The organism is Wenyingzhuangia fucanilytica, assembly GCF_001697185.1.
Lineage (GTDB): Bacteria > Bacteroidota > Bacteroidia > Flavobacteriales > Flavobacteriaceae > Wenyingzhuangia > Wenyingzhuangia fucanilytica.
The window spans coordinates 3,232,838-3,259,009 of record NZ_CP014224.1; the positions used below are offsets into that span (position 1 = coordinate 3,232,838).

General features: G+C 30.7%; 20 protein-coding genes. 4 read left to right on the forward strand and 16 right to left on the reverse strand.

All coding sequences use genetic code 11. The features are described 5' to 3' along the window. Positions 1 to 8: 8 nt before the first annotated feature. Genes rnpA through porZ form a run of 4 tightly spaced genes read right to left on the reverse strand, consistent with a single transcriptional unit; the run spans position 9 to position 5,942 of the window. Positions 9 to 392 (reverse strand): ribonuclease P protein component, encoded by a 384-nt coding sequence (rnpA, locus tag AXE80_RS13370; RefSeq protein WP_068828201.1) that lies wholly within the window; start codon positions 390 to 392, stop codon positions 9 to 11. Between the two features lie 41 nt (positions 393 to 433). Then, positions 434 to 2,863, reverse strand: coding sequence for a TonB-dependent receptor plug domain-containing protein (locus tag AXE80_RS13375; RefSeq protein WP_068828203.1), 2,430 nt, complete (start codon positions 2,861 to 2,863; stop codon positions 434 to 436). Then, positions 2,863 to 3,585: a DNA repair protein RecO gene (gene recO / locus AXE80_RS13380; RefSeq protein ID WP_068828206.1), complete on the reverse strand. Its 723-nt coding sequence runs from the start codon at positions 3,583 to 3,585 to the stop codon at positions 2,863 to 2,865. Before recO ends, AXE80_RS13375 begins: the two co-directional genes overlap by 1 nt. Then, a complete protein-coding gene (gene porZ, locus AXE80_RS13385) occupies positions 3,585 to 5,942 on the reverse strand; it encodes a type IX secretion system anionic LPS delivery protein PorZ (RefSeq protein WP_157359409.1) in 2,358 nt (785 codons plus the stop codon). The genes recO and porZ overlap by 1 nt, the downstream gene beginning before the upstream one ends. Positions 5,943 to 6,007: 65 nt before the next feature. Between porZ and AXE80_RS13390 the strand changes: the two genes are divergently transcribed. Then, a complete protein-coding gene (locus AXE80_RS13390; protein WP_068828210.1) occupies positions 6,008 to 6,481 on the forward strand; it encodes a CYTH domain-containing protein in 474 nt (157 codons plus the stop codon). Here the strand turns inward: AXE80_RS13390 and trhA are convergent, their stop codons facing one another. Continuing rightward, complete coding sequence (gene trhA / locus AXE80_RS13395; protein ID WP_068828212.1) at positions 6,482 to 7,126, reverse strand: PAQR family membrane homeostasis protein TrhA; 645 nt, start codon at positions 7,124 to 7,126, stop codon at positions 6,482 to 6,484. A gap of 142 nt (positions 7,127 to 7,268) precedes the next feature. On the opposite strand from trhA, the gene trpS reads away from it, so the two are divergent. Beyond that, positions 7,269 to 8,237 carry a tryptophan--tRNA ligase gene (gene trpS, locus AXE80_RS13400; protein ID WP_068828923.1) on the forward strand — a complete coding sequence of 323 codons (969 nt, stop codon included), beginning with the start codon at positions 7,269 to 7,271 and terminating at the stop codon, positions 8,235 to 8,237. Between the two features lie 44 nt (positions 8,238 to 8,281). On the opposite strand, the gene AXE80_RS13405 is transcribed toward trpS, so the two are convergent. The 6 genes from AXE80_RS13405 to AXE80_RS13430 form a co-directional block, all read right to left on the reverse strand. After that, positions 8,282 to 9,079 (reverse strand): alpha/beta hydrolase, encoded by a 798-nt coding sequence (locus tag AXE80_RS13405; RefSeq protein ID WP_068828214.1) that lies wholly within the window; start codon positions 9,077 to 9,079, stop codon positions 8,282 to 8,284. Positions 9,080 to 9,081: 2 nt separating this feature from the next. Beyond that, positions 9,082 to 11,583 carry a glycoside hydrolase family 2 TIM barrel-domain containing protein gene (locus AXE80_RS13410; protein ID WP_068828216.1) on the reverse strand — a complete coding sequence of 834 codons (2,502 nt, stop codon included), beginning with the start codon at positions 11,581 to 11,583 and terminating at the stop codon, positions 9,082 to 9,084. A 64-nt stretch (positions 11,584 to 11,647) separates the two neighbouring features. Further along, positions 11,648 to 12,772, reverse strand: a complete 1,125-nt coding sequence (locus tag AXE80_RS13415) for an alcohol dehydrogenase catalytic domain-containing protein (RefSeq protein ID WP_068828218.1) — start codon at positions 12,770 to 12,772, stop codon at positions 11,648 to 11,650. Positions 12,773 to 12,787: 15 nt separating this feature from the next. Further along, positions 12,788 to 14,020: an NAD(P)/FAD-dependent oxidoreductase gene (locus AXE80_RS13420; RefSeq protein WP_068828220.1), complete on the reverse strand. Its 1,233-nt coding sequence runs from the start codon at positions 14,018 to 14,020 to the stop codon at positions 12,788 to 12,790. 11 nt (positions 14,021 to 14,031) lie between these two features. Beyond that, on the reverse strand, positions 14,032 to 14,340 hold the full coding sequence (locus AXE80_RS13425) for a 2Fe-2S iron-sulfur cluster-binding protein (RefSeq protein ID WP_068828223.1): 309 nt from the start codon (positions 14,338 to 14,340) through the stop codon (positions 14,032 to 14,034). A 30-nt stretch (positions 14,341 to 14,370) separates the two neighbouring features. Further along, positions 14,371 to 15,531 carry a cytochrome P450 gene (locus AXE80_RS13430; protein WP_068828225.1) on the reverse strand — a complete coding sequence of 387 codons (1,161 nt, stop codon included), beginning with the start codon at positions 15,529 to 15,531 and terminating at the stop codon, positions 14,371 to 14,373. 130 nt (positions 15,532 to 15,661) lie between these two features. Between AXE80_RS13430 and AXE80_RS13435 the strand changes: the two genes are divergently transcribed. Further along, entirely contained in the window at positions 15,662 to 16,513 is an 852-nt protein-coding gene (locus tag AXE80_RS13435) for an AraC family transcriptional regulator (RefSeq protein WP_068828227.1), read from the forward strand. 35 nt (positions 16,514 to 16,548) lie between these two features. Here the strand turns inward: AXE80_RS13435 and AXE80_RS13440 are convergent, their stop codons facing one another. Further along, a complete protein-coding gene (locus tag AXE80_RS13440; RefSeq protein WP_068828229.1) occupies positions 16,549 to 17,589 on the reverse strand; it encodes an aldo/keto reductase in 1,041 nt (346 codons plus the stop codon). A gap of 99 nt (positions 17,590 to 17,688) precedes the next feature. Then, positions 17,689 to 18,876, reverse strand: coding sequence for a phosphoglycerate kinase (locus AXE80_RS13445; RefSeq protein ID WP_068828231.1), 1,188 nt, complete (start codon positions 18,874 to 18,876; stop codon positions 17,689 to 17,691). Between the two features lie 159 nt (positions 18,877 to 19,035). Between AXE80_RS13445 and AXE80_RS13450 the strand changes: the two genes are divergently transcribed. Beyond that, complete coding sequence (locus AXE80_RS13450; protein WP_068828233.1) at positions 19,036 to 20,178, forward strand: DNA polymerase III subunit; 1,143 nt, start codon at positions 19,036 to 19,038, stop codon at positions 20,176 to 20,178. Here AXE80_RS13450 and AXE80_RS13455 read toward each other — a convergent pair. The 3 genes from AXE80_RS13455 to AXE80_RS13465 all read right to left on the reverse strand — a co-directional run bounded on the left by AXE80_RS13455 (position 20,175) and on the right by AXE80_RS13465 (position 26,135). Beyond that, positions 20,175 to 21,956 (reverse strand): response regulator, encoded by a 1,782-nt coding sequence (locus tag AXE80_RS13455; RefSeq protein WP_169816830.1) that lies wholly within the window; start codon positions 21,954 to 21,956, stop codon positions 20,175 to 20,177. The genes AXE80_RS13450 and AXE80_RS13455 overlap by 4 nt on opposite strands. A 695-nt stretch (positions 21,957 to 22,651) precedes the next feature. After that, on the reverse strand, positions 22,652 to 25,225 hold the full coding sequence (locus AXE80_RS13460; RefSeq protein WP_068828238.1) for a TonB-dependent receptor: 2,574 nt from the start codon (positions 25,223 to 25,225) through the stop codon (positions 22,652 to 22,654). A 1-nt stretch (position 25,226) separates the two neighbouring features. Next, positions 25,227 to 26,135, reverse strand: coding sequence for a FecR family protein (locus AXE80_RS13465; RefSeq protein ID WP_068828241.1), 909 nt, complete (start codon positions 26,133 to 26,135; stop codon positions 25,227 to 25,229). Positions 26,136 to 26,172 lie beyond the last annotated feature (37 nt).

The following is a 26,172-nucleotide window of genomic DNA, read 5'->3' on the forward strand; positions in this document are numbered from 1 at the left end:
AATTCTGCTTAAAATTCTGTAGCAGGAAGCGAAGATTTAAACTTTAAGAAGAGTTTTTTTAACTTAGACTCAACCTCAACATAATTAGGCATTTTATTACCCATGTAAATAAACATAATGTTGTAGGTTTTATTGTTTCCTTCAAAAAATTCATGTTGATGTAATCTGTAGGCTTCTCTTAACAACCTTTTGATTCTATTTCTATCCACCGCATGTTTAAAATTTCTTTTAGGAACAGAAAAAGCCACTTTAATTTCTGGATTTTCATTTTTATCCATTGGTAAATAAATCATTTTTAAAGGAAAACTCTTGGCAGACTGTCCCTCTATAAACAATTGAGCAATTGCTTTTCTACTTTTTAATTTTTGATTCTTACCTAAAGTGAATTTCATAGAGTGCAAAAATAAGCAAACAAGTGTTTACAAACTTACTTTTAAAATGAATATGCTACTGCAGCAGAGAAATTTCTTCCTGGAGCGCTAATAGAAGAGGCAAATTCTTTATAATGAGCATCTAAAATATTTTGAATTTGAAATTGTATTCTCAAATTTTTACTAAAGTGGTAATTACTATTAAAATTTAACAAACTCCAACTTGGTGTACCTTCTTCATTAGGTGTTTCATCAATATTATCAATCCCTTCGGTTAAATTATAATCCTTTAATTTTTTAGCCATAGAAAAACGATAATCCAAAGCCACATCAAACAATTTTTTATACATTCCCAATGATAAGTTTCCAAATAAAGGTGGAATAGAAGATAAAGGTTCATCACTTTCATAAGAAATTCCTTTTGTGTAAGTAACTCCTCCGTTTGTTTTTATATCCTTTAAAAACTCCCAACTAGCGCTAATAGTAGCTCCATAAATAGCTGCTTTACCAATATTGGTATTGGCTAAAATATTTTCATTTTCAAAATTTTCTCCATCATAAGTAATAGAAGTTCCGAATTCAGATGATGGAGCTCTACCAATATAATTTTCTAACAAAGTGTAGTAAACATTGCTATCAAAATAAATTTTATGAACAGGCATATTTTTAACAAAACCAATTTCTGCACTATATAAATGTTCTGGATCTAAACTTGTATTAGGAACTGTTAATTTACCCGACTTAGACCTAATTTTACCTACATCATCAACATTAGGAGCTCTAAAACCTTTAGACAATACTACACTTATTTTATCTGTAGGATACGGTTTAAAAATATATCCTAAAGAACCTGTTAAAGCAGTATTGTTTAATCTTAACTCATTATTAGGAATGTTAATAGATACATTTTGATTCCAATCTGCCGTTAACACCGTTGAAGTTAACCTTACTCCAGCATCAATAATGTGTTTTTTACTTAACTCTTGTCTATATGATGTATAAACCGCAGCACTACTATAGGTGCTACCTCCATCGGGATAACGAGTATCTGCGTTGAAATGACTTGCTACTCCAGTAATTTTATTTCCCGAAAAAGACAAAGTTTCTCCCTTTGCTGTTGAATTAACATCATTATGAACCAATTCTAATCCATAGAATAATTTATTTCTTTTTGATGTTCCTACAGGAATAAAAAAATCGCTATTTAAAGAGTAGACATCAACCTCTTCAAAACGAGAAGTTCTATCTAAAGAACCAAAATCTCTATTAATTCTAGATTCTAAAATATTTTGATAAGCCAAAGTAATGGCTCCATTTTTTAGAAAAGATTTATAATCTTTAAACTTAGTTTGAGCAGACACTAATAACCTTTGTTGAGGCCCATAATACCACTCTGCAAATTTTAAATCGCCATTTTTATAATCGTTTAATTTTCCAAAATTTGGAATATCATTGGTTGTACTAAACTGACCATTGATGACTAAATCTATATTTTGATGTAAAGGCAACATCAATTTTTGTAATATATCTAACTGATGATATCCTGTGTTTTTTTGAATATTTGGATTTGGATTAGTTGTACTAGTATCCTCGTAGTAATCATCGGTGTTTTTTGAATATTGATAAACCTTTCCCCAATCTTGATAACCATGAGTTCTATTTTTTCCCATTCTTAAATCTCCAAAACTACTATAAGAAACATTGGTAAGCGAAGCCCATTTTTGATGAGAAACTTGACTACTAAAACTAGTACTATGTTCATTATTTACAGTACTATGTCTATAAAAAACTTGATTTTTAAAACTAATATTTTTACTGTAGTTTAAGTTTTTGGTATAGTAATGAACAACTCCTCCTAAGGCATCAGAACCATAACTTACAGAGGCTGGTCCAAAAACAACTTCGGTCCTTTCTAAAGCAAAAGGACTTACTGATATTGAATTTTGCAAATGGCCATTTCTATAAATCGCATTGTTCATTCTCACCCCATCTACCACCAATAACACTCTATTAGATTCCATTCCTCTTATTACGGGAGAACCTCCTCCAAATTGTGATTTTTGCACTCTAATTCCTGGAATATTTCCTAATAAATCTGCCGAAGTTTGTGGAGAAATATAATCAATATCCTTTCTAGCAAGAATTTCTATATGCTCCGGAATACTTTGTTTTTTTTCTGCAGCCCTTGAAACGGATAACACCACACTTTCTAAACCTTCGGAGGTTGGTTCTAAAAAAATGGTTCCATCATAAGTACCATAAGTTATTTCTAAATGATCATAATTTTGATGCTCAAAACTCAGTACTGTTTCTGGCTTAAGACCCTTAAAAAAAGCTAGACCAAATTTGTTGGTTATCTTTTTATTCTTTGTGGTACTCTCTTCAATCTCAACACCTTCAATTTCTTTTTGTGTATAAGCATCTACTACCCTAATTTGTTGTGCAAAAGAGCTGATAGAAAAACAACATAAAACAATTAACAATCGAAGCATTATTCAAGAATTTTTGAAAGGATCTCTAAAGACTTTGGTCTTCTAAAAGATGATAAATGTAATTGGTAATATTTTAATAAAATATCTAAAACAATTGCTCTTTGATTTTTACTAAACAACCTTGTTTCTAGTTCATCAAATTTTATGCCCAACGCTTGATTGAAAAGACTTAAAGCTTCACCTTGAATAACATTTGCTCCATTTCTATTTACATACTTCCCTTCACTTAAATCAAAAAAGTAACCTTTTTCTTGATGAGAAGTATCTGGATAAAATCCTAAACATTTTGTTAGCTGAATTAAAAACACGAGATGGAAATTTGCAACATGATTATGATGATCTAACCAAACGATGGTGTTTTCTAAAAAATCAAATAAAACTTCATTCTCTCCTTCCTCTTCGCTGATGATTGAACTTAAAAATTCTGATACAAAAAAGACAATAGACTGTTTAATTAAATCTACGTGAAGTGTTAAAAAAGGATGTAATACTCTTGCTTCTGATATACTGTTTAAACTTCCTTTATTATTATGAGAAGCATTTATTTGAAGGATAGATAATGGAAAAAACAAAGACTTATTGACCTTTCCTTTTTTTCTTTTTAAAATACCTTGTAACAAATACGATTTTAAGCCGTCTTGATGAGTGTAGCACTTTACAATAAGACTACTATCACCATACTTAACAGCACTAATAACAATTGCTTTGGTGTTAACTTGCATTAATTTACAATGGCAATTTTAGTTGTTGTACTTTCTGAACCATCTGCTTTTGACAACAAAACAATGTACACTCCAGATACAACAGGGTTTCCTCTTAGGTTTGTTTTGTTCCAAACAATTTTACCTCCAAAAGATTGATTAGATTGGTTTACATTAGTTTCGTAAACCAACTTACCAGACACATCCATTATTTTTACGTTAGTACCATCAGGAATACCGTTTCCATCTTTGGCTACAATCGTAATATTTTCATGTCCAACTTGATTTCTAATTGCAGGGTTAGGATAAGCAATGATAGGAGTAATACTAGTTCCAAAAGGTTCGTTTTTACTATTATAGGACAACATTCCTTTTTCAGTGACCATATAAATTTCCCCTGTAATTTCATCTAACTCTAAATCTATTACTATATTATCAGGTAATGGTGAGTTTGATGTATTAAAAATATTATAAGTTGTTTGTCCATCCGAAGAAGTTTGTATAACTCCCGCTCCTTGGGTAGCAAACCATTTATTACCTGCTAAATCTATAATAATATCATTTACTTGAGTGTCTGCCAACAATTCTCTAGCCGCACCGTTTTCTTCAATAATAAGTGTATTAGCGGGTCTTTTTGTAGCACTATACAAATTATCATAATCATCAAACACAACTAATCCTAGACCAGTTCCAATCCAAACTCTATCGTTTTCATCAGCAACCACAGAAAAAACATAATTAGATTTTAACTGTCCTTTATTTGCTTGATCATTTAAAACTGTTATTTCTCTTTTACTTTCGTCAGAAACTGGATCGGCATTAAAAACAAACAGCCCTGTTCTTGCAGTAGCTGCATAAACATTATTATTACGATCTACATACATTTTATTAAACCCTCTAACAAACCCTTCACTACCACCAATATCAGGAAATGTAATTTTTGTTTCCCATCTATCAACATCATTTTTTTCACCATTATACCTTGAAAAAAACTTATTATCTACTGCACTAGAATTTGCTGTCCATATCATATTATTTTTATCAATAATCATATTTCCAACAAAAGCCTCTCCAGAAATATAGTGTCCTGGTAAAATATTATTAGTATTATTTTTTACCCATCGTTTAACGAAATTAAAATCATTTAACTCTGTAACTCCGTCTCTAATACTCGCAATTAAAACCCTAGAACTATCAAAAGGATCAACAATTATCTTTAAATAGTCTTTTTTACTACCAATTTCATTATTTTTTAAATAATTCCATGTTCCATTTACAAAATAATCGACACCTCTATATCGGTTTAACCCATTATAAGATGGATTAAAACCTCCATAAGAAATCCATTTTTGACCATTACTTACAGTAATGCTAAAAATATCATTTGCAGAAGGACCATCAGGGTGTAATTCTGTATAATTTACCTTATCAGTTAATGGCGTATTTAAAATCCCAAAATTGGTTGTATTTACATAAACTTCATTATTACTAATAATTGCTTTTGTAGTTGTAAAATTATAGTTCGCTGCTGAAGATAAATTTACTTGGTCTGTTTTTGTAAAAGTTGAAGTTTCATATAAAGTTACCAAATTAGACATGGTAATGATTAATTCACTTGATGATGGATTAAAATTTATGTTTAAAATATTATTAGATTCGCTTATAACACTTGTTGTAGGATTTGTTATTTCAAAAACACTAGATCCTTTTGTAAAATAAACCTCGCCATTTAAATTTAGTAAACCGGTTATGTTACCAGAAGTTACTTGTGTCCAATTATTAAAAATTATTGGATTTAAGCTTAAATCTATTTTATATAAACCATTGTTTGTTGCAGCATAAAGAGTATTATTCTCTATTGCGATTTGGTTTACTGAATAAGAACTACTTGAATTACTCAATTTATAAGTATCTCCAAACTCAAAATTTGCTATATCTAACTCAACAATTCCAAAATCCCCAAAAACATATGATTGATTTTGAGCGCTATATACTCCTTTAACAATTTTATCAACCAAAATAAGGTTATCTCTTATTCCCGTTAATGGAACTACCACATTATCATCAGAAATAAGTTCAATTAATCCATTTTCATAACCTATGATAATATTTGATGATATATCGTCAAAAGAAATACTTGAAGTTGTTGTTCCCGACAAACCGTTTACTGAAGAAAATTTTTGAGTATCATCAGTCTCAATATCATATACAAACATTGCATTATTTGATATAGCATACAATTTATTTCCTACTATTGTAAAATCTTTAACGTTATTATATGAATATAAATCTTGCCATTGATTAGAATAATCTCTTTGGGCAAAAACTAAATTTGTAAAACAAAATAGGAAAGCAAATAAATATCTCATTTTCTTCATTACTTATAATTTGGTAATGTAACAAATGTAAAACATAATAAACAAACTAATATTGATTAAGCAACATGAATTATACAGAAATTGAACGTAAGTTTTTAGTAAATAATTTAAGCTTTATAAAAACTAGTTATGATAGCAATCGAATTGAACAAGGTTACTTAAATTCTAACAAAGACAGAGCAGTAAGGGTTAGAATAAAAAACAACAAGGGTTTTTTAACCATTAAAGGAGCTTCTAACGAAAGTGGAACCACTCGTTTTGAATGGGAAAAAGAAATTTTGGTAACAGAAGCCACTCAATTATTAGCCATTTGTGAACCTGGAGTAATCAGCAAGACAAGATATTTGGTAAAATTAAATCAACATACTTTTGAAGTTGATGTTTTTGATGGAGATAACAAAGGATTAATTGTTGCCGAAGTTGAATTAACCTCAGAAAATGAAGTTTTTGAAAAACCTGATTGGTTAGGAAAAGAAGTTACAGGAGAAGTAAAATATTACAACTCACAATTAAGTAAAAACCCATATAAAAATTGGTAATTATTTTATGGTGTGATAATAAATTACAATAAAATGACACAAACTACCTAATAACACCAAAATGTGAAAAATAGCGTGGTTGTATTTTATTTTATTGGCCGCGTAAAAATACGCCCCTATGGAGTAAAAAATCCCTCCCCACAACAACCAACGTTGTCCCCAAAGAGGTAGATTCTGAATTAAAGATTTTAAAAAGAATAAGATAATCCAGCCCATAAAAACATAAGATAATACTGATATTACTTTATATCTACCTATAAAATAAATTTTAAACACAATTCCCAAAATAGCCACCAACCACGAAATTCCAAAAACCAACCATCCAATTTTTCCTTCTAACACCACCAAAGAAATTGGAGCATAAGAACCTGCTATTAAAACGTATACTGCTGAATGATCTAAAATATTAAGATAATATCTTACTTTTTGATTAATTGCACTGTGATACAAAGTAGAAGCTGCATACAAAACCATCATACTAATTCCATAAATAGCATAACTTAAAATAGCTGCTCCACTATTAGATGCAATGGCTTTATACATCAAAAAAGGAAACATAATAAGGCTGAGAAAAAATCCGATGGCGTGAGACCATACGTTCCATTTTTCCTCTAGTGGCTCATAATATGTCACCTTAAAATCCATTTCAAATATTTCTATATAATATACAAAAAACAAGTAGTACTAACAATTGTTAAGTCAACTCATTTGCAAATAAATTACAAGCTTTACTGTATATATTTTTATGAAAGTGTACTTTTGTGCCAAACATTATTTTTTAGAGGAAATGGCAAGAATTTTAACAGGCGTACAAAGTACTGGGACTCCTCATTTAGGAAACTTATTAGGAGCAATTATCCCTGCTATTGAAATGGCAAACAATCCTGAAAACGAATCTTTTTTGTTTATCGCAAATTTGCATTCTTTAACGCAAATTAAAAACAGCGAAACATTAAAACAAAACACATATAGCACAGCTGCAGCTTGGTTAGCTTTTGGACTAGATATTAATAAAACGGTTTTTTACAGACAAAGTGATGTACCACAGACTACAGAGTTAACTTGGTACTTAAATTGTTTTTTTCCATATCAAAGATTAACACTTGCGCATTCTTTTAAAGACAAAGCAGATAGATTAGAAGATGTAAACGCTGGTTTATTTGATTATCCTATGCTAATGGCAGCCGATATTTTGTTATACGATGCAGAAATTGTACCTGTAGGAAAAGATCAATTGCAACATTTAGAAATTACTAGAGATGTTGCTAGTAGATTTAATCATCAAATGGGAGAAACTTTTGTGTTACCTGAAGCTAAAATTCAGGAATCTAGCAAATACGTTCCAGGAACCAATGGTGGTAAAATGAGTAAATCTCAAGGAAATATTATTGATATTTTTCAAGATGATAAAAAATTGCGCAAGCAAGTCATGAAAATAGAAACGGATAGTACGCCTTTAGAGGAACCTAAAAATCCTGATACTTGTAATTTATTTGCCTTGTACAAAATATTAGCTTCAGACGAGCAAATTGCAGAAATGAGAGCTAATTACGAAGGTGGTAACTACGGATACGGACATGCTAAACAAGCTTTTTACGAATTGTTAGTTGATAAATTCTCTGAACAACGTGCCAAGTATAACTACTACATGGAAAATTTAGAAGAAGTAGATAAAGCCTTAGCTATTGGAGCAAAAAAAGCCGGAGCTATTGCTGATGAAGTTTTACAAAGAGTAAGAACCAAAATAGGTTATTAAAACAAAAAAGAGCTGACATTAAAAATCAGCTCTTTTTTGTTTGTTTACAATTGATTAAAAAACCTCAACGTATCTTTTATATGTGTTTCCCAATATACCCATTCGTGTTTTCCTAAAAACTCTTCATAAATATGTGGAATATTAGCTGTTTTTAATTGTTCATGCAAAACTCTGTTGTGCTCAATCAATTCATCGTCTTTTCCACAATCAAATCTAAAAGGAGGTAAAATGGTTTTATTTTTTTGCATAAAACTTATAACAGATTCGTTGTTTACATCTTCTTGCTTATAATTTTCTAAACCTTCTTCTACAAACAACTCCATTTGTGGTAAATCGGTAATAGAGCTATGTCCTGATATTCCTTTAAATATCTGTGGATACTTTGCCCCTATTCTTAACGCTCCATAGCCTCCCATAGAAAGTCCCGAAATATAAACAGGAGAGTTATTTGTTACCTCAGCTATATTCTCTTTTACCGCAGCAATTACATCCTCTGCAATCCATGCTTCAAAATTTAAAGTATTGTGTGGCAAATAAGCAGATCCATCTCCCCACAAACCATCAGAAGGCATGGCAATAATCATCGGTTTAATTTCTTTGGATTCCATCATTTTTTGAGCCGTTCTATGTACGCCTGCCTTTTGAGACCAAATCCATGCACTACCATACACACCATGTAACAAAACAACCAAAGGGGTATTTTCTGATAATTCTACCTTAGGAACAAATAAACAAATGTCTCCTCGTCCTTTTAAGTTTGATGTTTTTACGGTAATAAACCTAAGATTATCCGATTCAAACCTTGGGTCTGATATTTCTGTTGTTCTAAATTTAGATGCCATTTTTAACGTATCTTTAGTACTGTATTTGTTGCTTGTAACTTTTGGGTTGATGTTTTTAAAATCACTTTTCCTTTTTGAGTTGATTGCACAAAAATAACTGCCTGACCATTAAAAAACTTTCTTTTAGGCTTAGACAAATTTTGCATATTGGTAGGATCTCCATTTCCAGAAGCTAAAAATGTGGCAGCTCCACTTACTTCAATATCCATATTGTCATTAAAATGAGGACATAAATTTCCATTTTTATCTACCACAGAAACTACATATACCCCTACTTCTCCTTCTTTAATGGTTTTTATTTCTGGCTCAATAACAATATGATCTGGAGCCCCTGCTGTAACTCTTTTTACCTCTGCTACCTTTTTATTTCTCTTGTTATAAGCCACAATTTTTACTTCTCCAGGCTCATATATCACATCGTCCCAAACAATAGCATAAGCTTTTAATAAATCCCAATTTCCACCACCTGATGCTGGAACATCAATAGTATTGCTTTCAAAGCTTAATTCTTTTAACGGTTTTTTAGTTCTAATCCCATAACTTTTTCCGTTTACAAACAATTCTGCTTTTTCATAAGACGTATAACAAACTACAGGAAATGATTTTACTTTTAATGCCGGCCATGTCCAATGCGGGAAAAAGTGAAGTACGTCTTTGTCTTTTCTCCATTGTGTTTGATATAAATAGTATTTATCTTTTTCCAAACCAACAAAATCAACAGGAGCAAAATAAGAACTTCTTGATTTTGCATTGTGATAAGGTGATGGCTCTCCTAAATAATCATAACCTGTCCAAACAAACTCTCCATAAACCGTTTTGTTTTTTTCTTGTGCTGCAAATTCTTTAAATGGAGGATATCCCCAAGGTACATTAGTGGTTTCAAAATTTCCTGGATCTCCATCAGCGTATACATGTGTATGTAAAGAGTTTCCTCTCTTATTTTTTAAAGTATCAAAAACAACAGGAAACTTATAGCTATTACGAACACTTACAGAACCTCCTGTTTCACTAGCATAAAACTTTAAGTTTGGATATTTTTTACGAATAGCCCCATAAATCCCAGGCTTATAATTAAAAGCAGCTACATCTACCACTTCTGCCATACCACTTTCTAAAGCTCCTTTAGATAAATTAAACCCTGCTGTGGTAGCTCTGGTAGTGTCTACAGATTTAACAATGTCGTGCAAATATTTGGTGATATGATTAGGATCATGGTGATATTGCTCCATAATTTCATTTCCTATACTCCACATAATTACACTTGGATGATTTCTATCTCTTAAAATCATGTCTGTTAAATCAGTTTTTGCCCACTTGTCAAAATGTGTTGCATAACCATTTGTAACTTTTCCTATTTGCCACTCATCAAAAGCTTCGTCAATAGCTAATAAACCTAAAGAATCACAAATTTCTAGAGCTTCTGGTGCTGGTGGGTTATGAGAAAAACGAATAGCATTTACCCCCATTTCTTTCATTTTTAACATTTGTCTTAAAAACAATTCTTTATGAAATGCTGCTCCAGTAGGTCCTAAATCGTGATGCATGTTTACTCCTTGGAATTTTATTTTTTTATCATTTAAATAAAATCCATCTACTTCAAAACGTATATTTCTAATTCCAAAAGTGGTTACATACGTGTCAATTTCTTTTTTTCCTTGTAAAATAGTCGTTTTAAGTTGATACAAATTTGGGTGTTCTAAACTCCACAAATCGGGTCTAGAAATTTTAAACTCCTCGTTTAACAAAGTATTTCCCTGGATATTAACTTGTTTTTCTGTGGAGCTAACTTCTTTCCCTTTTGCATTAAAAATTTGATTTTTAACCGTATAATCTCCATTTCCTAACAACTCTAAATTCAACTTTGCAATGGCTTTTCTTTTAGTAATTACTGGAGTTGTTACAAAAGTTCCCCAAGTTTTTACATGTGTTTTATTGGTTTTAATTACCGATACTTTTCTGTACAAACCTGCTCCGGGATACCAACGTGATTGACTGTTAAAATTCTCTAACCTTACTGCAATACTATTATTTCCTTCTTTTAAAAACGGTGTAATATCAAAATAAAAAGAAATGTATCCAAAAGGTCTTTCGCCAACATATTGCTCGTTTACATAAACTTTTGCATTACTCATGGCTCCATCAAAAAGTAATTGAACCTTTTCTTTTAACGCTGCTGATGACATTTGATAATGAGTTCTATACCACCCAATACCCACATACGGCAAAGCTCCACTTCTACCTGCTCTGTATTTTGGTTTAGATTCTCCATCTTGCACCACCATGGTTAATTGCAAATCATTGGCAAAATCAAAATCTCCTTTAACCGCCCAATCGTGTGGTATGGTTACTTGCTCCCAATCTGCATCATCAAAATTTTCTTGAAAAGCAGCTCCATAATCATATTGAGAAAACTTCCAATTTTTTAACAATTCTACTGTTCTACTTTGAGCCATCACAATATTAATAGAACAAATAAGTATAAAAATGGTTGTATATTTTTTCATGAATTAGGATTTCAAAATTTATTATTTTTTAAGATCTACAGCGTATATAGTAGTTGGCTTCCTTTTAATTAAAAGTAATCACCCCTTTTGCATTCTTACCACTTAACATATCATCAAAAGCTTGTTGTAAATTATCTAGTGTATAAGTGTTGGTAATCATTTCGTCTAACATCAAATCTCCTTTGTCATACAATGCCTCTAGTTTAGGAAAATCTACCTCTGGCCTAGCAGCTCCATACAAAGGATTGATGTATTTTTTATCCCACTCAAACAAACGCATGTCTACGGTAATTTCTTCTTCAATACCACTTACCTGAACGGCAGTTCCTGCATTTCGTATCATGGCCAAAGGAGCAACTCCTAAAGCAGGTACAGCAGTACATTCAAAAGCAAAATCGGCACCTCTTCCATCGGTCATTGCTTTTACAATTTCGGCAGCTTGCATCAAACCTTTGTCATTTTTATCAGCTAAAATCACATCCGTAGCACCAAAATCTTGAGCCATTTTTAATCGATTTTCATTGATGTCTATGGCTATAATTTTGGCAGCACCAGATATTCTAGCAGCCTGAATAACGTTTAAACCAACACCACCAGTTCCCAATACCACTACCGAACTACCCAGAGTTACGTTAGCTGTATTAAAAACAGATCCACAACCAGTCATCACTCCACAACAAACAATAGAGGCAGACTCAAAAGATAGTTTTTCACTACGTTTTTTTACTACTGCTGATGAACGAACCAAAGTATATTCTGATAAAGTTCCAATATTAAAAGAGCGCTCAATAGGCTTTTCGTTCCACGTAGTTCCTTCTATGGCCACATGTCCGCCAGGTAATTTACCAGCATGGTTGGCAATTACAGGAGAATTGCTTTCACAAATATGTTGATTTCCCTCTTGACATTGAAAACAAGTGTAACAAGGCGTTGCCCAGTTTAAAATTACTTCATCACCAATCTTTACATTTTCTACATCTTCACCAATTGCCTCAACAATTCCAGCTCCTTCATGACCTAAAACAATTGGCATTCCCCAAGTTAACGAATCGTGATCTGTATGACACAAACCAGAAGCTTTCATTTTTACTAAAACCTCATCTTTTTTAGGTTGTTGTACCTTAATATTTTCAATTGTAAATTTTCCGTCACCAATAGAAATGGCTGCTTTACATTCAATTACGCTCATCTAACTTAATTTTTACTAGTTCACTACTATAGACTTTAAATCTATTTCTGGATTGACTAATTTATCTTTATCTATAATTGTTTTTGTTTTGATGTATTTGGTAGCAAACACATATGCTTTTGCATTGTTAACAGCATCTACCGCCAACAATTGTTCTCCTTTAAAATACCAAATAGAAAACTTTTTATCTTCTTCTTTTCTTACTACGGTATTATCAAAACCTTGCGACAATCCTACAATTTGCAATTTCACATCATATTGATCGGACCAAAACCAAGGTATGGCATTATAAACCGTTGGTTTTTCACAAATATTTGCAGCAGCTACTTTTGCTTGATCTACGGCATTTTGAACAGATTCTAATCGCACATAAGTATTATACATTGTGTTATAGTGATAACTACAATCTCCAATAGCATAGATTCCTTCTTCTGATGTTTTTGCAGTGGTGTCAACTTCAATTCCATTGTTAATGGTCAACCCAATTTCAGAAGCCAATTCTGTATTTACTTTTATTCCTACCCCAACAATAACCATATCTGCTTTGTAGGTTGAACCATCGGAACAAACAACAGTATTTTGATGGTTCTCTGTTTTAATTTCTGTAACTCCTTTGTTTACACAAATTTCAACATTATTGGCTTGATGAAGTTTGGTGAAAAATTCTGATAAATAAGGAGTTGTTACACGTGCTAAAACTCTTTCTTCTCGCTCCAAAACAGTAACATCAGCTCCCAATTTTTTTAATGATGCAGCAGTTTCTAAACCAATATATCCACCTCCAATTACCACAATTTTCTTTTCTTGACTGGCATGAAAAGCTTGGCGAATGTTAGCTACATCATTGGCATTACGTAGGGTAAAAATATTATTAGCCTCATTAATTCCTTTAATTGGAGGCACAAAAGCCCTAGCTCCTGTGGCAAATACCAATACATCATAATTTTGAGAAGTTCCATCCTCTAAAACCAATACTTTGTTTTCTTTATCAACACGAGCAACTCCTAGTCCTAATGCCAAAGAAATATTTTCTTTCTCGTAACTTTCAATAGGTTTTAAAAAATTATTCTGAATACTATCTTCTAGCTCTAAATATTTTTTAGATAAGGGCGGTCTATGGTAAGGAGTTGTGTTGTCTTTATCAAACAAAATAATATCCCCTTGCCAACCTTCTTTACGCAAAGAAAACGCAAAATTTACTCCAGCATGGCTCGCGCCAATAACAACGCATATTTTGGTGTTTGACATGATTAAATTAATTATTTAGCAACGGTTAATTCTACTCCATCAATGGCTTCAGAAATTTCTATTTGACAACACAAACGACTAAATTCATTTGCATCATCTGCTAGTTCTAACATATCTGTTTCTATTTCGCTAGCTACCCCTACTTTTTCCATGTCTGATGCTGCTACAAATACGTGACAAGTAGCACAAGAACATACACCTCCACAATCTCCATCAATTCCACTTACCCCATTGTTTACTGCTAATTGCATTACATTTCCAGAAGTTCCTTCTAAAGTTACTTTCTCATTATCGCTAGTAATAAAAGTTATTTTTGCCATAATTTTTCTTTTATAATATTCTTGTTAGTTTTAGTATTTATTAAATTTTACAGTGATTGAATTGTATCCTACTTTTCGGTTAAATTCACCCAATTCTTCAATATTTTCATCTGTATCTACAATATCAATTGTAGCCACTTTGTTCGCTAAAATTTCTAATAAAGTTCTCATAATCTGACGTGCATGAGTAGCTCCCAAACAATTATGTGTTCCAAATCCAAAACTTACATGTGGATTCATTTTTCTGTTAAAATCTACTTCGTTTGGATTTTCAAAAACAGTTGCGTCTCTGTTTGCAGATGCCCAACATAAAGAAACTCTTGTATTTGCTTTTACAGCATGTTCGCAAACCTGAGTATCTTCTGTAACCACTCTACCCATATGTGTTAATGGAGCAAAATAACGAATCAACTCTTCTACAGCATTGTTAATCATTTCTGGATTTTCTTTAATGGCCTGTAAAGATTTAGGATGCTCTGCAAAATAAGCGATTGAGTTTGTTAACGCATTGATAACAGTATCTCTACCTCCTGCAAAAGTTAAAATCATGATTCCTTTTACCTCTTCGTGTGTTAATTTGTTACCATTAACTTCAGAATTTAGTAGTACCGAATACAAGTCTTCTCCTGGATTTTTAGAAGCTTCTATTATTTTTTCATCAATGTAATTGTATAAAACATTGGCTTTGTCTGCATCTAAACTTTCCCCCTCGCTTCTAAACACATGTGTTCCCCAAGAAATCCACGTTTCTGATTCTGAAAAAGGAGTATTTAATAATAAGGTTAAAGCTCTAGACTGCAGTTTTAAAGAAAAATCTCTTACTACCTCAACTTCGTCTTTATTTAAAACTTCATTGACCAGAGTTTCTATTTGAGCTGCTAATTTTGCTTGATATTCTTCTCCATTTGGTCTTTTAAACCATCCATCTAACAAATTTCTAAACTCTTTGTGTAATGGAGGATCTACCTCAAAAGGAATTTGTCTTGTATCTCTAATTGCTACTTCTGATGGAATCACAATACGTCCAACTTCATCACCTCCTGACTGAAAGGTTTTCCAGTTATGAGCTGTTTTTCTAACATCCTTATGTCTTAATAAAATAGTAACAGGATCGTTTTGATCATCCATGTTTCCATATCCTTTTTCTACTCTCGCTTTTTCAAACGGATCTGAAATTTTACTTTTTTCCATCATCGTGTCAAAATATATTTTACAAAGTTGATGTAATTATTTCTTGAAAATTTTTCTGATATTGCATATAAGTTGAACTATATTAACTTATATATCGACTTTTAAACCAAAACTGTAAATACAATCTATTTTGAAAGCCATAAAAGAACAGATAAATCAACCATTTGATAGTTCATTCACCATTAATGAATTTGAACAACCTTATTTTGATTCCCCTTGGCATTTCCATACAGAGTATGAACTTACCTACATAAACAAGGGCTACGGAACTAGATTTGTGGGTACAAATTCAGAATTATTTAAAGAAGGAGATTTGGTTTTAATAGGCTCTTTGGTTCCTCATTATTGGAGATGTGATAATGATTTTTACCATCAAGAAAATTTAAAATCTCACAGTATTGTTATTCAATTTAAACCTGAACTATTTTTTAACAATCCGCTGCCAGAAATGAAGAACATTCATTTACTGCTTAAAAAATCGGCAAGTGGCATACAGTTTAAAAAAAGCAAAAAATATAAAGATGATTTTTTTGAATTGTTACAAAAAGGAGGATTAGAACAATTGTTTTTATTGTACAAATTGTTAGACAAACTAAGCTTAGATAAAAATCAGAAAACCCTTTCTATTACACAAGATTCACAGTTATATCAGGCAAAAGACAGTAAAATATTTCAGGAAGTTATTAATTATATTTTCGCAAATCTGAACAATGATATTTCTTTAGAAACTATTTCTAATAAAGTGCATATGTCTACCCCTGCATTTTGTAGGTATTTTAAAAGTAGAACTAAAAAAACATTTACTGAATATGTAAATAATCTTAGGGTTATTCAAGCAGCAAAATTATTAATAGAAACTGACTTGAGTATTTCTCAAATTTGTTTTGATTGTGGCTACAATAGCTTAAGCTATTTTAATAGACAATTTAAAAAATATAAAAAAATGGGGCCAAAAGAGTATAAAAAACTCTATAAAGAATAAAAAAAGCACCTTAATAAGGTGCTTTTTTATGTTTGTTACGGAGCTGGATTGGGTTGTAATTTTTGAATTTCATCAATTTTAGTTAATACCTCATCAGATAATTCAACATCTATAGAAGCAATATTTTCTTGTAATTGCTCAATTTTTGTTGCTCCAATAATATTAGCCGTTACCCATGGTTGATGATTTACAAATGCCAAAGCCAAATGTGTTAAACTCAAACCTAATTCTTTGGCTAAATTTGCATATTGCTGGGTTAAAAAAGCCGACTGCTCACTATTGTATCTAGAAAACTGAGGATATTTATTAACTCTATCGTTTTCTGTAGCATTTCCGCCCTCTAAATACTTTCCTGATAAAACACCAAAAGCCAAAGGAGAATAAGCTAATAAACCTACTTCTTCTCTCATTCCAACCTCAGCCAAACCAACTTCGTAAGTTCTGTTTAACAAAGAATATGGATTTTGAATGGTTTTACATCTGGTTAAATTATTTTGATCTGATTCTTGTAAATGCCTCATCACTCCCCAAGGCGTTTCATTAGACAATCCGTAGTGGCGAATTTTTCCTTGTTTTACCAAATCATCTAAAGCAGAAATGGTAATATTTATGTTATCAACCCATTCATTTTCAGCCTCATGTTTGTAATTTAATTTTCCGAAAAAATTGGTTTTTCTGTCTGGCCAATGCAATTGATATACATCTATATAATCCGTTTGTAAACGTCTAAGATTATTTTCTATAGCACCGTGAATCAATTCTTTAGAAAATTGTTGAGGCTCTCTAATATATGATAAACCAGGATTTGGACCTGTAACTTTGGTAGCCACGACCAAATCTTCTCTTTTTTGATCTTTTAACCAAGAACCAATAAATCTTTCTGTGCTTCCTTGAGTTTCTTTTCTACCAGGAACAGAATACATTTCTGCTGTATCAATAAAATTAACACCTTTAGAAACCGCAAAATTTAATTGTTCGTGTGCTTGTGCCTCGGTGTTTTGTTCTCCAAACGTCATGGTTCCTAAACAGATTTTAGAGACTTTAATATCTGTTTTTGGAATATGGGTATACTTCATCTTAATTGTTCATTTTAAGTCATTAAAGCTACATAAAAAAAAGCGCTTCGAAAATTCGAAGCGCTTTAGATTTTATTTCTAAAAGTATGTTAACTTTTCTTAAGCATCTTGTAAAGCTGCAATACCTGGTAAGGTTTTTCCTTCCATGTATTCTAATAATGCTCCACCTCCAGTAGATACGTAAGATACATCATCACCAAAACCTAAGTTGTTGATTGCTGCAGCAGAATCACCACCTCCAATTAAAGAGAATGCACCACCTTCTGTAGCTTCTTTTACTGCTTTAGCTACCTCAATAGTACCTGTTGCATATAAAGGAATTTCTGAAACTCCCATTGGTCCATTCCAAATAACTGTTTTAGACTCCTTAATTATGTTAGAGAAGTGCTCAATGGTTTTTGGTCCAATATCAAAACCTTCCCATCCATCAGGAATTTGTCCTCTTAATACTACTTGAGTATTTGCATCATTAGAGAAAGCATCACCTAATAAGTTATCAATAGGGAAAATTAACTTAACTCCTTTTGCTTTTGCTTTTTCTTCTAATTCTAAAACGTAGTCTAATAAATCATTTTGGCATAAAGAGTTACCAATGCTTCCTCCTTCTGCTTTTGCAAAAGTATAAGACATTCCTCCACCAATAATAATGTTATCAGCAACGTCTAATAATTTTTCAATAATTAAAATTTTATCAGAAACTTTTGCTCCACCCATAATAGCAGTAACAGGTTTAACACCACCTTTTAATACCTTATCAGCGTTTACTAATTCAGCTTCTATAACCAAACCAGCTAATTTATCTTTAAAGAATTGAGCTACAATAGTAGTAGATGCATGAGCACGGTGAGCAGTACCAAAAGCATCGTTTACATAAACATCACCTAATTTAGATAATTGCTCAGAAAAAGCTAAATCACCTTTAGTCTCTTCTGCAAAGAAACGTAAGTTTTCTAATAATAAAACTTCACCTGGTTGTAAAGCAGCTACAGCAGCTTCTGCCTCTGCACCAACAGTTGCAGCTACAAATTTAACTTCTACTCCAATAATTTCTGAAGCTGTTTTTACTATATGTCTTAAAGAAAATTGATCTTCAACTCCTTTTGGGCGTCCTAAGTGAGACATTAATACAGCAGCACCTCCATCTTCTAAAATTTTGATGATTGTTGGCTTAGCCGCTTTTAATCTTGTTGTATCTGTTACATTAAACTCAGCGTCTAAAGGAACATTAAAATCTACTCTTATTAAGGCTTTTTTGTCCTTAAAGTTAAAATCATTGATTGTTTTCATATGTCAAATCTAAGTTGATGGATTACAAATATAATGCTTGCTACTTATTTTAAAATTAGTAAAGGATGAAATTAACTAAAACGTTTTAATTATTATAAATATATAAGCACTGATTATTAAAATTGTAAATTTGAAATTCTTTTAAAGGAACTAAATCTTATGCTATTTAACCATCTTATTGGGCAACAACACATTATTAATCACTTAAAAAGAACGGCTGATACCGGTAGAATTGCACATGCGCAACTATTTGTTGGAGCCAATGGTGTAGGAACTTTAGCTGCTGCAATAGCCTATGCACAATATATTCTTTGTAATAATGATGACGCTTGCAATGTAAGAGTTGCTAAATTACAGCATCCTGATTTACATTTTGCTTTCCCTACTGCGGTGAACGAAAATGTAAAAAAACATCCGGTAAGTAAATTGTTTTTAGATGAGTGGAGAACTTTTATAAAGGAGCATCCATATGGTAGTTTATATCAATGGTATCAACAATTAGGGATAGAAAACAAACAAGGGCAAATTGGAGTTGATGAAGCCGAAGAAATTGTAAAATCTTTAAAGTTAAAATCTTACGAAGGAGGATATAAAATTATGATTATTTGGATGGCAGAAAAAATGAACAATGCTGCTGCCAATAAATTGTTAAAATTAATTGAAGAACCACCTGCAAAAACCATTTTTTTATTGGTTGTAGAACATCCGGAACAATTGATTAACACGATTTTATCTCGTTGTCAAATTTTAGATTTTCCTTTATTAAGCGAAGAAAATATTGCAGAGGCTTTAATTGAACGTGAAAATTCTTTTCCTGCCGAAGCTCAAAAAATAGCGCATAGAGCAGAAGGAAGTTATCAAAAAGCATTAGACCTTTTAAAAAGTGAGGGAAATGATTTAGAGTTTGAACAACTTTTTATTACTTGGGTACGTGCTGCATTTAAAGCCAAAGGAAACGCCAGTGTTATTCAAGATTTAATTGCTTGGTCTGATACTATTGGAGCTATGGGGCGTGAAAAACAAAAACAATTTTTAAATTTTTGCTTGCAATTTTTTAGACAAGCACTTTTGTTTAATTATGGAGCCAAAGACTTGGTTTTTTATGAACCTCAAACCAGTGGATTTAGCATAGAAAAATTTGCTCCTTTTATACACAGCGCCAACATAGAAGCTATTAATAACGAACTAAATGATGCTATTTATCATATAGAAAGAAATGGAAATGCAAAATTAATTTTGTTAGACACTTCTATTAAATTAACAAGGTTGTTACACGCTAAAGAACAAGAACTAAATTCTTAGGAAACTTGTTGTTTAATAGGATGGGTTCCAAATCTTTTTTTGTATTGATTAGCAAAATAAGAGGTATGTAAAAATCCTACTTTTAAAGACAATTCTTTTAAAGAAAGATTGCTGTTTTGTTCAACAATTTTTCTTGCTTCTAACAATTTAATTTCGTTGATAAACTCATTAGGAGTTAATCCCGTTTCCATTTTTACTTTTCTGTAAAAAGTACTTTTAGAAATATTAAAATGTTCTGCAATTTCTATTTGATTTAATTTTGGATCATCGCAATTTTTAACAATGTACTTTTTTAGTTTTAGAACCCATTTTTGATTTTCTTGAATTTCTAAAGTAGTTACCTCTTCTTGCTGAACAAAAAGATTTCTGTTATGATGATTTTTTAAGATATTTTGAATTCTAACTAAAAGCTCATCTTTATCAAAAGGTTTGCTTAAATAGTCTGCTATACCCAATTTTAGAACTTGAAGTTTACTATTATAATCGCTCCTTGCCGTTAGCATTAATGTTGGAATGATGATATTGTTTTTATTCATATACGTAATCAATTCAAAACCATCCATTTTAGGCATCATATAATCTGTAAGTAAAAAATCAATTTTTTTCTTTTTTAATTTCTTAATGGCTTCTTCTCCATTTTCGGCTTCAAAGCAGTTATAACCTATCAACAATTCTTTTAAATAGTTTCGCATTTCAAAAGAATCATCAACTATTAAAACTGAAATATTTTTATCTGTTTGCGCATTACTTTCTTCAAGAATTAAAGGCTTTTGATCAATTTCCTTTTTTGGTATTAAAACTTTATTTTCTCCTTTTACACAAGGAAAAATTAAAGTAAAAACAGATCCTTTTTCTGGTTGACTAGTTACTTTAACATCACCCTCTAATAGATTTACAATTTCTTTTGTAAAAGCCAGTCCTACTCCACTTCCTCCTGTTTTATTAAAATCGTTATTTACCTGATAAAACCTATTAAAAATTTTGTGAAGATTACTCTTATCAATTCCAATTCCAGTATCAGAAACACTTAATTTAATCTTATTGTCTTTTTTAATCAGTTTTACAATTACCTCTCCTTTTTTATTGGTGTATTTATAGGCGTTTAAAATTAAATTATTGATGGCTCTTTCTAAATACAAAGCATCGGCAAGTATATAACAGTCATCTGTTGTGAGTAAACAATTAAATGTGATCTTTTTTTGATCAAATAAAGAATCAAAAGAAGTTTGAAGTTTAAGCATCAATTTTTTTAAATCAATCACTTCTTTATGTAGTGTAAAATTGTCATCACCCATTTTAGAAAGGTCGATTACATCATCTACAATTTTTTGAATATTGCTGATTTGTTGGTTTATTTTATGCTTAACCGTATCAAGATCTTTTGTATCATAAAAATTATCAACTTGTCCTTTAATAAGTGTTAACGGTGTTTTTATTTCGTGAGAAATATTAATAAAAAATTGTGATTGAAATTGATTTACTTCTTCTAATTCTAAAGCTTTTAATTCTAATAATTTCTCATTTTTAGAATTGTTAGACTTAAAATAGTAAACTAAAAAAAAGACAACAGTAAACAATACAAGAGAGAAATAATCATCTTGTAGATATTGATTTGGATAAAAATTAAAAATTTTATTAGGTAGTATAAATCCCAAATAAGAAGCAACAAAACCAATAGTGATTAAAAATTTGTTTTCTGTAAAAATTAAAATGATTGGAGGTACAAACAAAAAGAAATACTCTGCATATCTACCAGGAGATAAATAATTAATAAACATAGTGTTTAATACAAAAACCAAACTTATAAAAAAGATTATGGCTGTTTTTTGTTTCTTTTTGTAAACAAAAAACACTACAAATAAAAGTCCTAATAAAATGAGTAAATGGCCTATTAATAAAGGGGTCTTTTTATACAATACTATTATTACAAATATTGATATTATGGTTTGAATAGCCCAAACCAAGCTAAAAATTAACAATAATCTAATCCTTTTTTGGTCAGTTTTAGAAAAATTATTGTAATTTAATAAAGAGCTTATAAAGGGAGGTCTTTTGATAATCATTGATTTAATAGACATTAAGAACTGGCAAAAATAACAATTCCTAAGACCTATACTCTAAAAAAAATAACATTTATCATTAAATTTGAAACGTTTGTGCGCATTATTGGTCTATAATTGACATATGGAAGCCGTTAATTTGCATTATAAATAATGTAGATGTTTATACAAAAAAAGTGTCCTATTTGTGAATCAGAAAAAAACACTAAAGTACCTAAAAAAGGTGTTTTAAGACTTTTATTCTTTTTTGATTTATACAACTGTAGACACTGTAAAAGCAGATTTTTATATTCTAAAATACTTAACAAGAGTTATTAATAGTATTTGAAAAAGAGAGATTTTACAGCCCCAATCGGTTTACTTTGATAGTTTTCTTTAATAGGTTATTCTTTTATAAGTTAGGTTGGGGCTTCTTAAAAATTTAGCCTAAATAATAAATTGGGAACAAATCCTAATGATATTTTATCTGTTTCTACCAATACTTCTTTTTCTGTTCTGTTAGGACCTTGACCAGTTATTATTGTTTCAATTTCATAATCTCTGCTAAGAATATTTCTTTTTCCTAAAATATTTTGAAGTGTTAATCCTAACTGACCTTTAATTTTTTTATTAGCATCAAAATAAAATTTATATCCGGCAGAAAAATCTAATCTTTTATAGTTTGGTAATCTTTCGGAATTTAATTCGTTAAACACAATTCTTAATTTATTGTTATTGTTTAACTCTGCCGTTTTAACTGTGTAGGGAATTCCAGAACGAAATCTCCATCCTAAGGATAATTCTAATTTTTTAATGTTATAGTTGTGTGACCATATTAAACTATGTGGCGTATCAAAAGAACCGTTAAAATCATTGTTGTTGTTTAAATTCTCAAAATGATAAATACTTTTTGATAAAGTATAACTAACCCAAGTATTATAATTATTCCAATCTTTTTTAATTAACAAATCAAGTCCGTTAATTTTATTGCTTCCACTAAAATACTTTTGCGCTCTTGTTTTTTGATCAAACAAAAACAAAATACCATCAATGTTTTTGTTATAAAGTTCTACATCTAAAGTCCAACCATTTTTTTGATAATCTGCCCCAATACTAGTTTGAAAACTTTTTAATACAGGAAAGTCATTTTTATTAGCCAAAGCCCAAAAACGATCGAACAAACCGCCTAAACCATCGTTTCTAAAATCTATAACTTGTGAAATTGATTGATGTTTTAATTCTGTTGAAAACTTAAAGTTTAAATATTTATTGGTTTTGTAATTTATATTAAACCTAGGCTCTATAAAACTTTTAGCAACACTACTAAAATGTTGCCATCTTAAACCTAAATTAATAATCCAATGATTGTTTGTATTGATTTGATATTCTGAAAAAAGCGCATAATTATTAGCTTTTCCGCTAATATTGTCTTCAATAGCATCTTCTTGAATGGAAGTATCTCTTTTAAAATCATATGCCAATTTTGAATGACTAAACTGAGCTCCAAACTCCCAATTATTGTTGTTTTTAGTTTGTTTTACAAAAGAATATTCGGCACTGGTTTCTTGTACAGTATTGTCTTTATCAAACAAAACATTTTCTTGACTTCCGTTAGCTCTATTTATTAGTCTTGAACCATCGTAAATTTTAGAAAAATCTGTTTTACTAAACGCAATTGTATGCACTCCTTTTTCTATTTCTCCCAACTCCCAATCAACATGAAAACCTTTGTTTTCTATAACAATATCATCACTTAAAATTTGTTGAGTTCTTAAATTTTCGCCTTTAAAAGTTAAATCGTTAAGATTGTACAAATAGCTAAATGATAATTTGTTTTTTGAATTCGGTGCTACAATAATTTTAGAGTGATAATCTTGATAAAAAAAATCGTTTTCTGCATTGGTAATTCTTAAATTTTCTTGATCTAATCCATCGGAAATTTTACTGTTCTGAAAAGCAACTTTTGCATATTGTTGATTGGTAATTGTATTGGCAACATCTGTAAAAGATCTGCGTGCAGAAAAAACAAATCCTACTTTATTATTAAACAAAGGAGCTTTTATAAAAAAATCGGCATGGGTTAAAGTACTCCCAAAACCGGCTGATAATTTATTGGGTGTGTAATCATCGGTACTAATATCTAAAACCCCTCCAACATTGTTACCATACTTAGCGTGAGTTCCAGAACGATATAGTTTTATATTATTGGTGATATACGGATTAAAAGCAGATATCAACCCAAAATAATGTGAAAAATGATACATTTTCATTCCATCAAAAACCACTAAATTTTGATCGGGAGTGCTCCCTCTAATATGAATACCCGAAGCGGTTTCATCTGGACTTTGAACTCCAGGAATTAATTGTAAAGATTGTAAAACATCTGGCTCTATAACACCAGGTAAAATTCCTGTTTTTTTAGGGTTGATGACTATGCTTCCATCATTTTTTTTGTTAAAACCAGTAGTTAAATAATCTGTAATTACAACTTCTGATAATTGATGTACTTCTTCAGTTAAAAAAATATTTTTGCAATCTGAATTAAAATCTTTGACCAAAATTTTTAGGGTATGATATCCTACACCTTTTATAACAATGATATCATCTTCTAAAACATCTTTAATTTCAAACTTTCCTAATTGATTTGTTACAACGGTTTTATCATCAAAATAAACGTTTACAAACGCTAATGTTTCTTTAGTTTTTTCGCTAAATACTACACCACAAATGTTTTTTGTTTTGTTGTTTTTATTTCTGATGATATAATTTTCATCATCAATTTTTTCAAAAATCAACTGGGTTTGTAAAGACAAACTAATTAAGGTAGCCTTTAAATCTGTTTCAGAATCAAACTGAATATGGTTAAACTGCCTAACTTGATTTTCGTTATAAGAAAAATCAATATTATATGTTTTAGACAATTGATTTAATACTTGCTTTAAACTTCTGTTTTCTTGAGAAAAAACAGCAACTGTAAACAGATAAAAAATCAATAAAAACTTTTTCATATTATTCAGAAATCGTAATAACGTCTTTGTTTATAGCGTAATTGATATTCATAGGTTTACAAATCACTTTTACCGCTTTTTCTAAATTATTTGTAACTAGTTTTCCTGAGTAAAGTTGTGACAAATCAATCCCATTATTTTTAACTTTTACTTTGTAAACATTTTCTAAATCTTTAAAAACAACACTTAAAGGCACTGCATTGTATTGATAATTATTTGTTACCCAATTAGGTTCTGTGCTGTTGATTTGATAATTCTCTTTTTTATTTTCTAAAAACTTTACTCCTTTACCTGGAGTTAATACAGATTCGTACTTGCTATTTTTAACATTTACTTTTCCTTCGTAACACTCTACAGCCAAATAATTTTTTAAAGTTTGTACATTAAATTGGGTTCCTAAAACGGTTACAGTTCCTTGATTTGTACAAACAGAAAAATTAGATCCTTTTTTTACTTTAAAATATCCTTCCCCCTCTAATTCCAAAGTTCTGTTTCCTTTTTGCCATTTTTTTTCGCTAAAAGTAAGTGTAGAGTTTCCATTTAATCTAACTTCAGATCCATCGGGTAATACATAGGCTAATTGCTCTGCTGTATTACAAATAATTTCTGTTTTGGAAGTCATAAAATAAGACAAACCAAACATTATTAAAATTGCGGCTGCCACACCATAAACCCAATTAGACACAAGCTTACGTACTTTTGGTTTTTGGTTTTTAATTTTTTCTTGAAGATTTTTAAAAGATTGTTCTTCATTAAAATTTGGAACAGTAAACAAAGTGCTTTTCTTAGCTATTTTTTGATACAAAGGATAATCTTCCGATTGTTTAAAATCGGCCAACTCCTCATCGGTCAATTCGTTATTTAACCATCTGGCTAAAAAAGTATCGTCTATTTTATAATTTTGTTTCATCTAGTTTCTTTATATATATAACCAAATACTTAGTTTA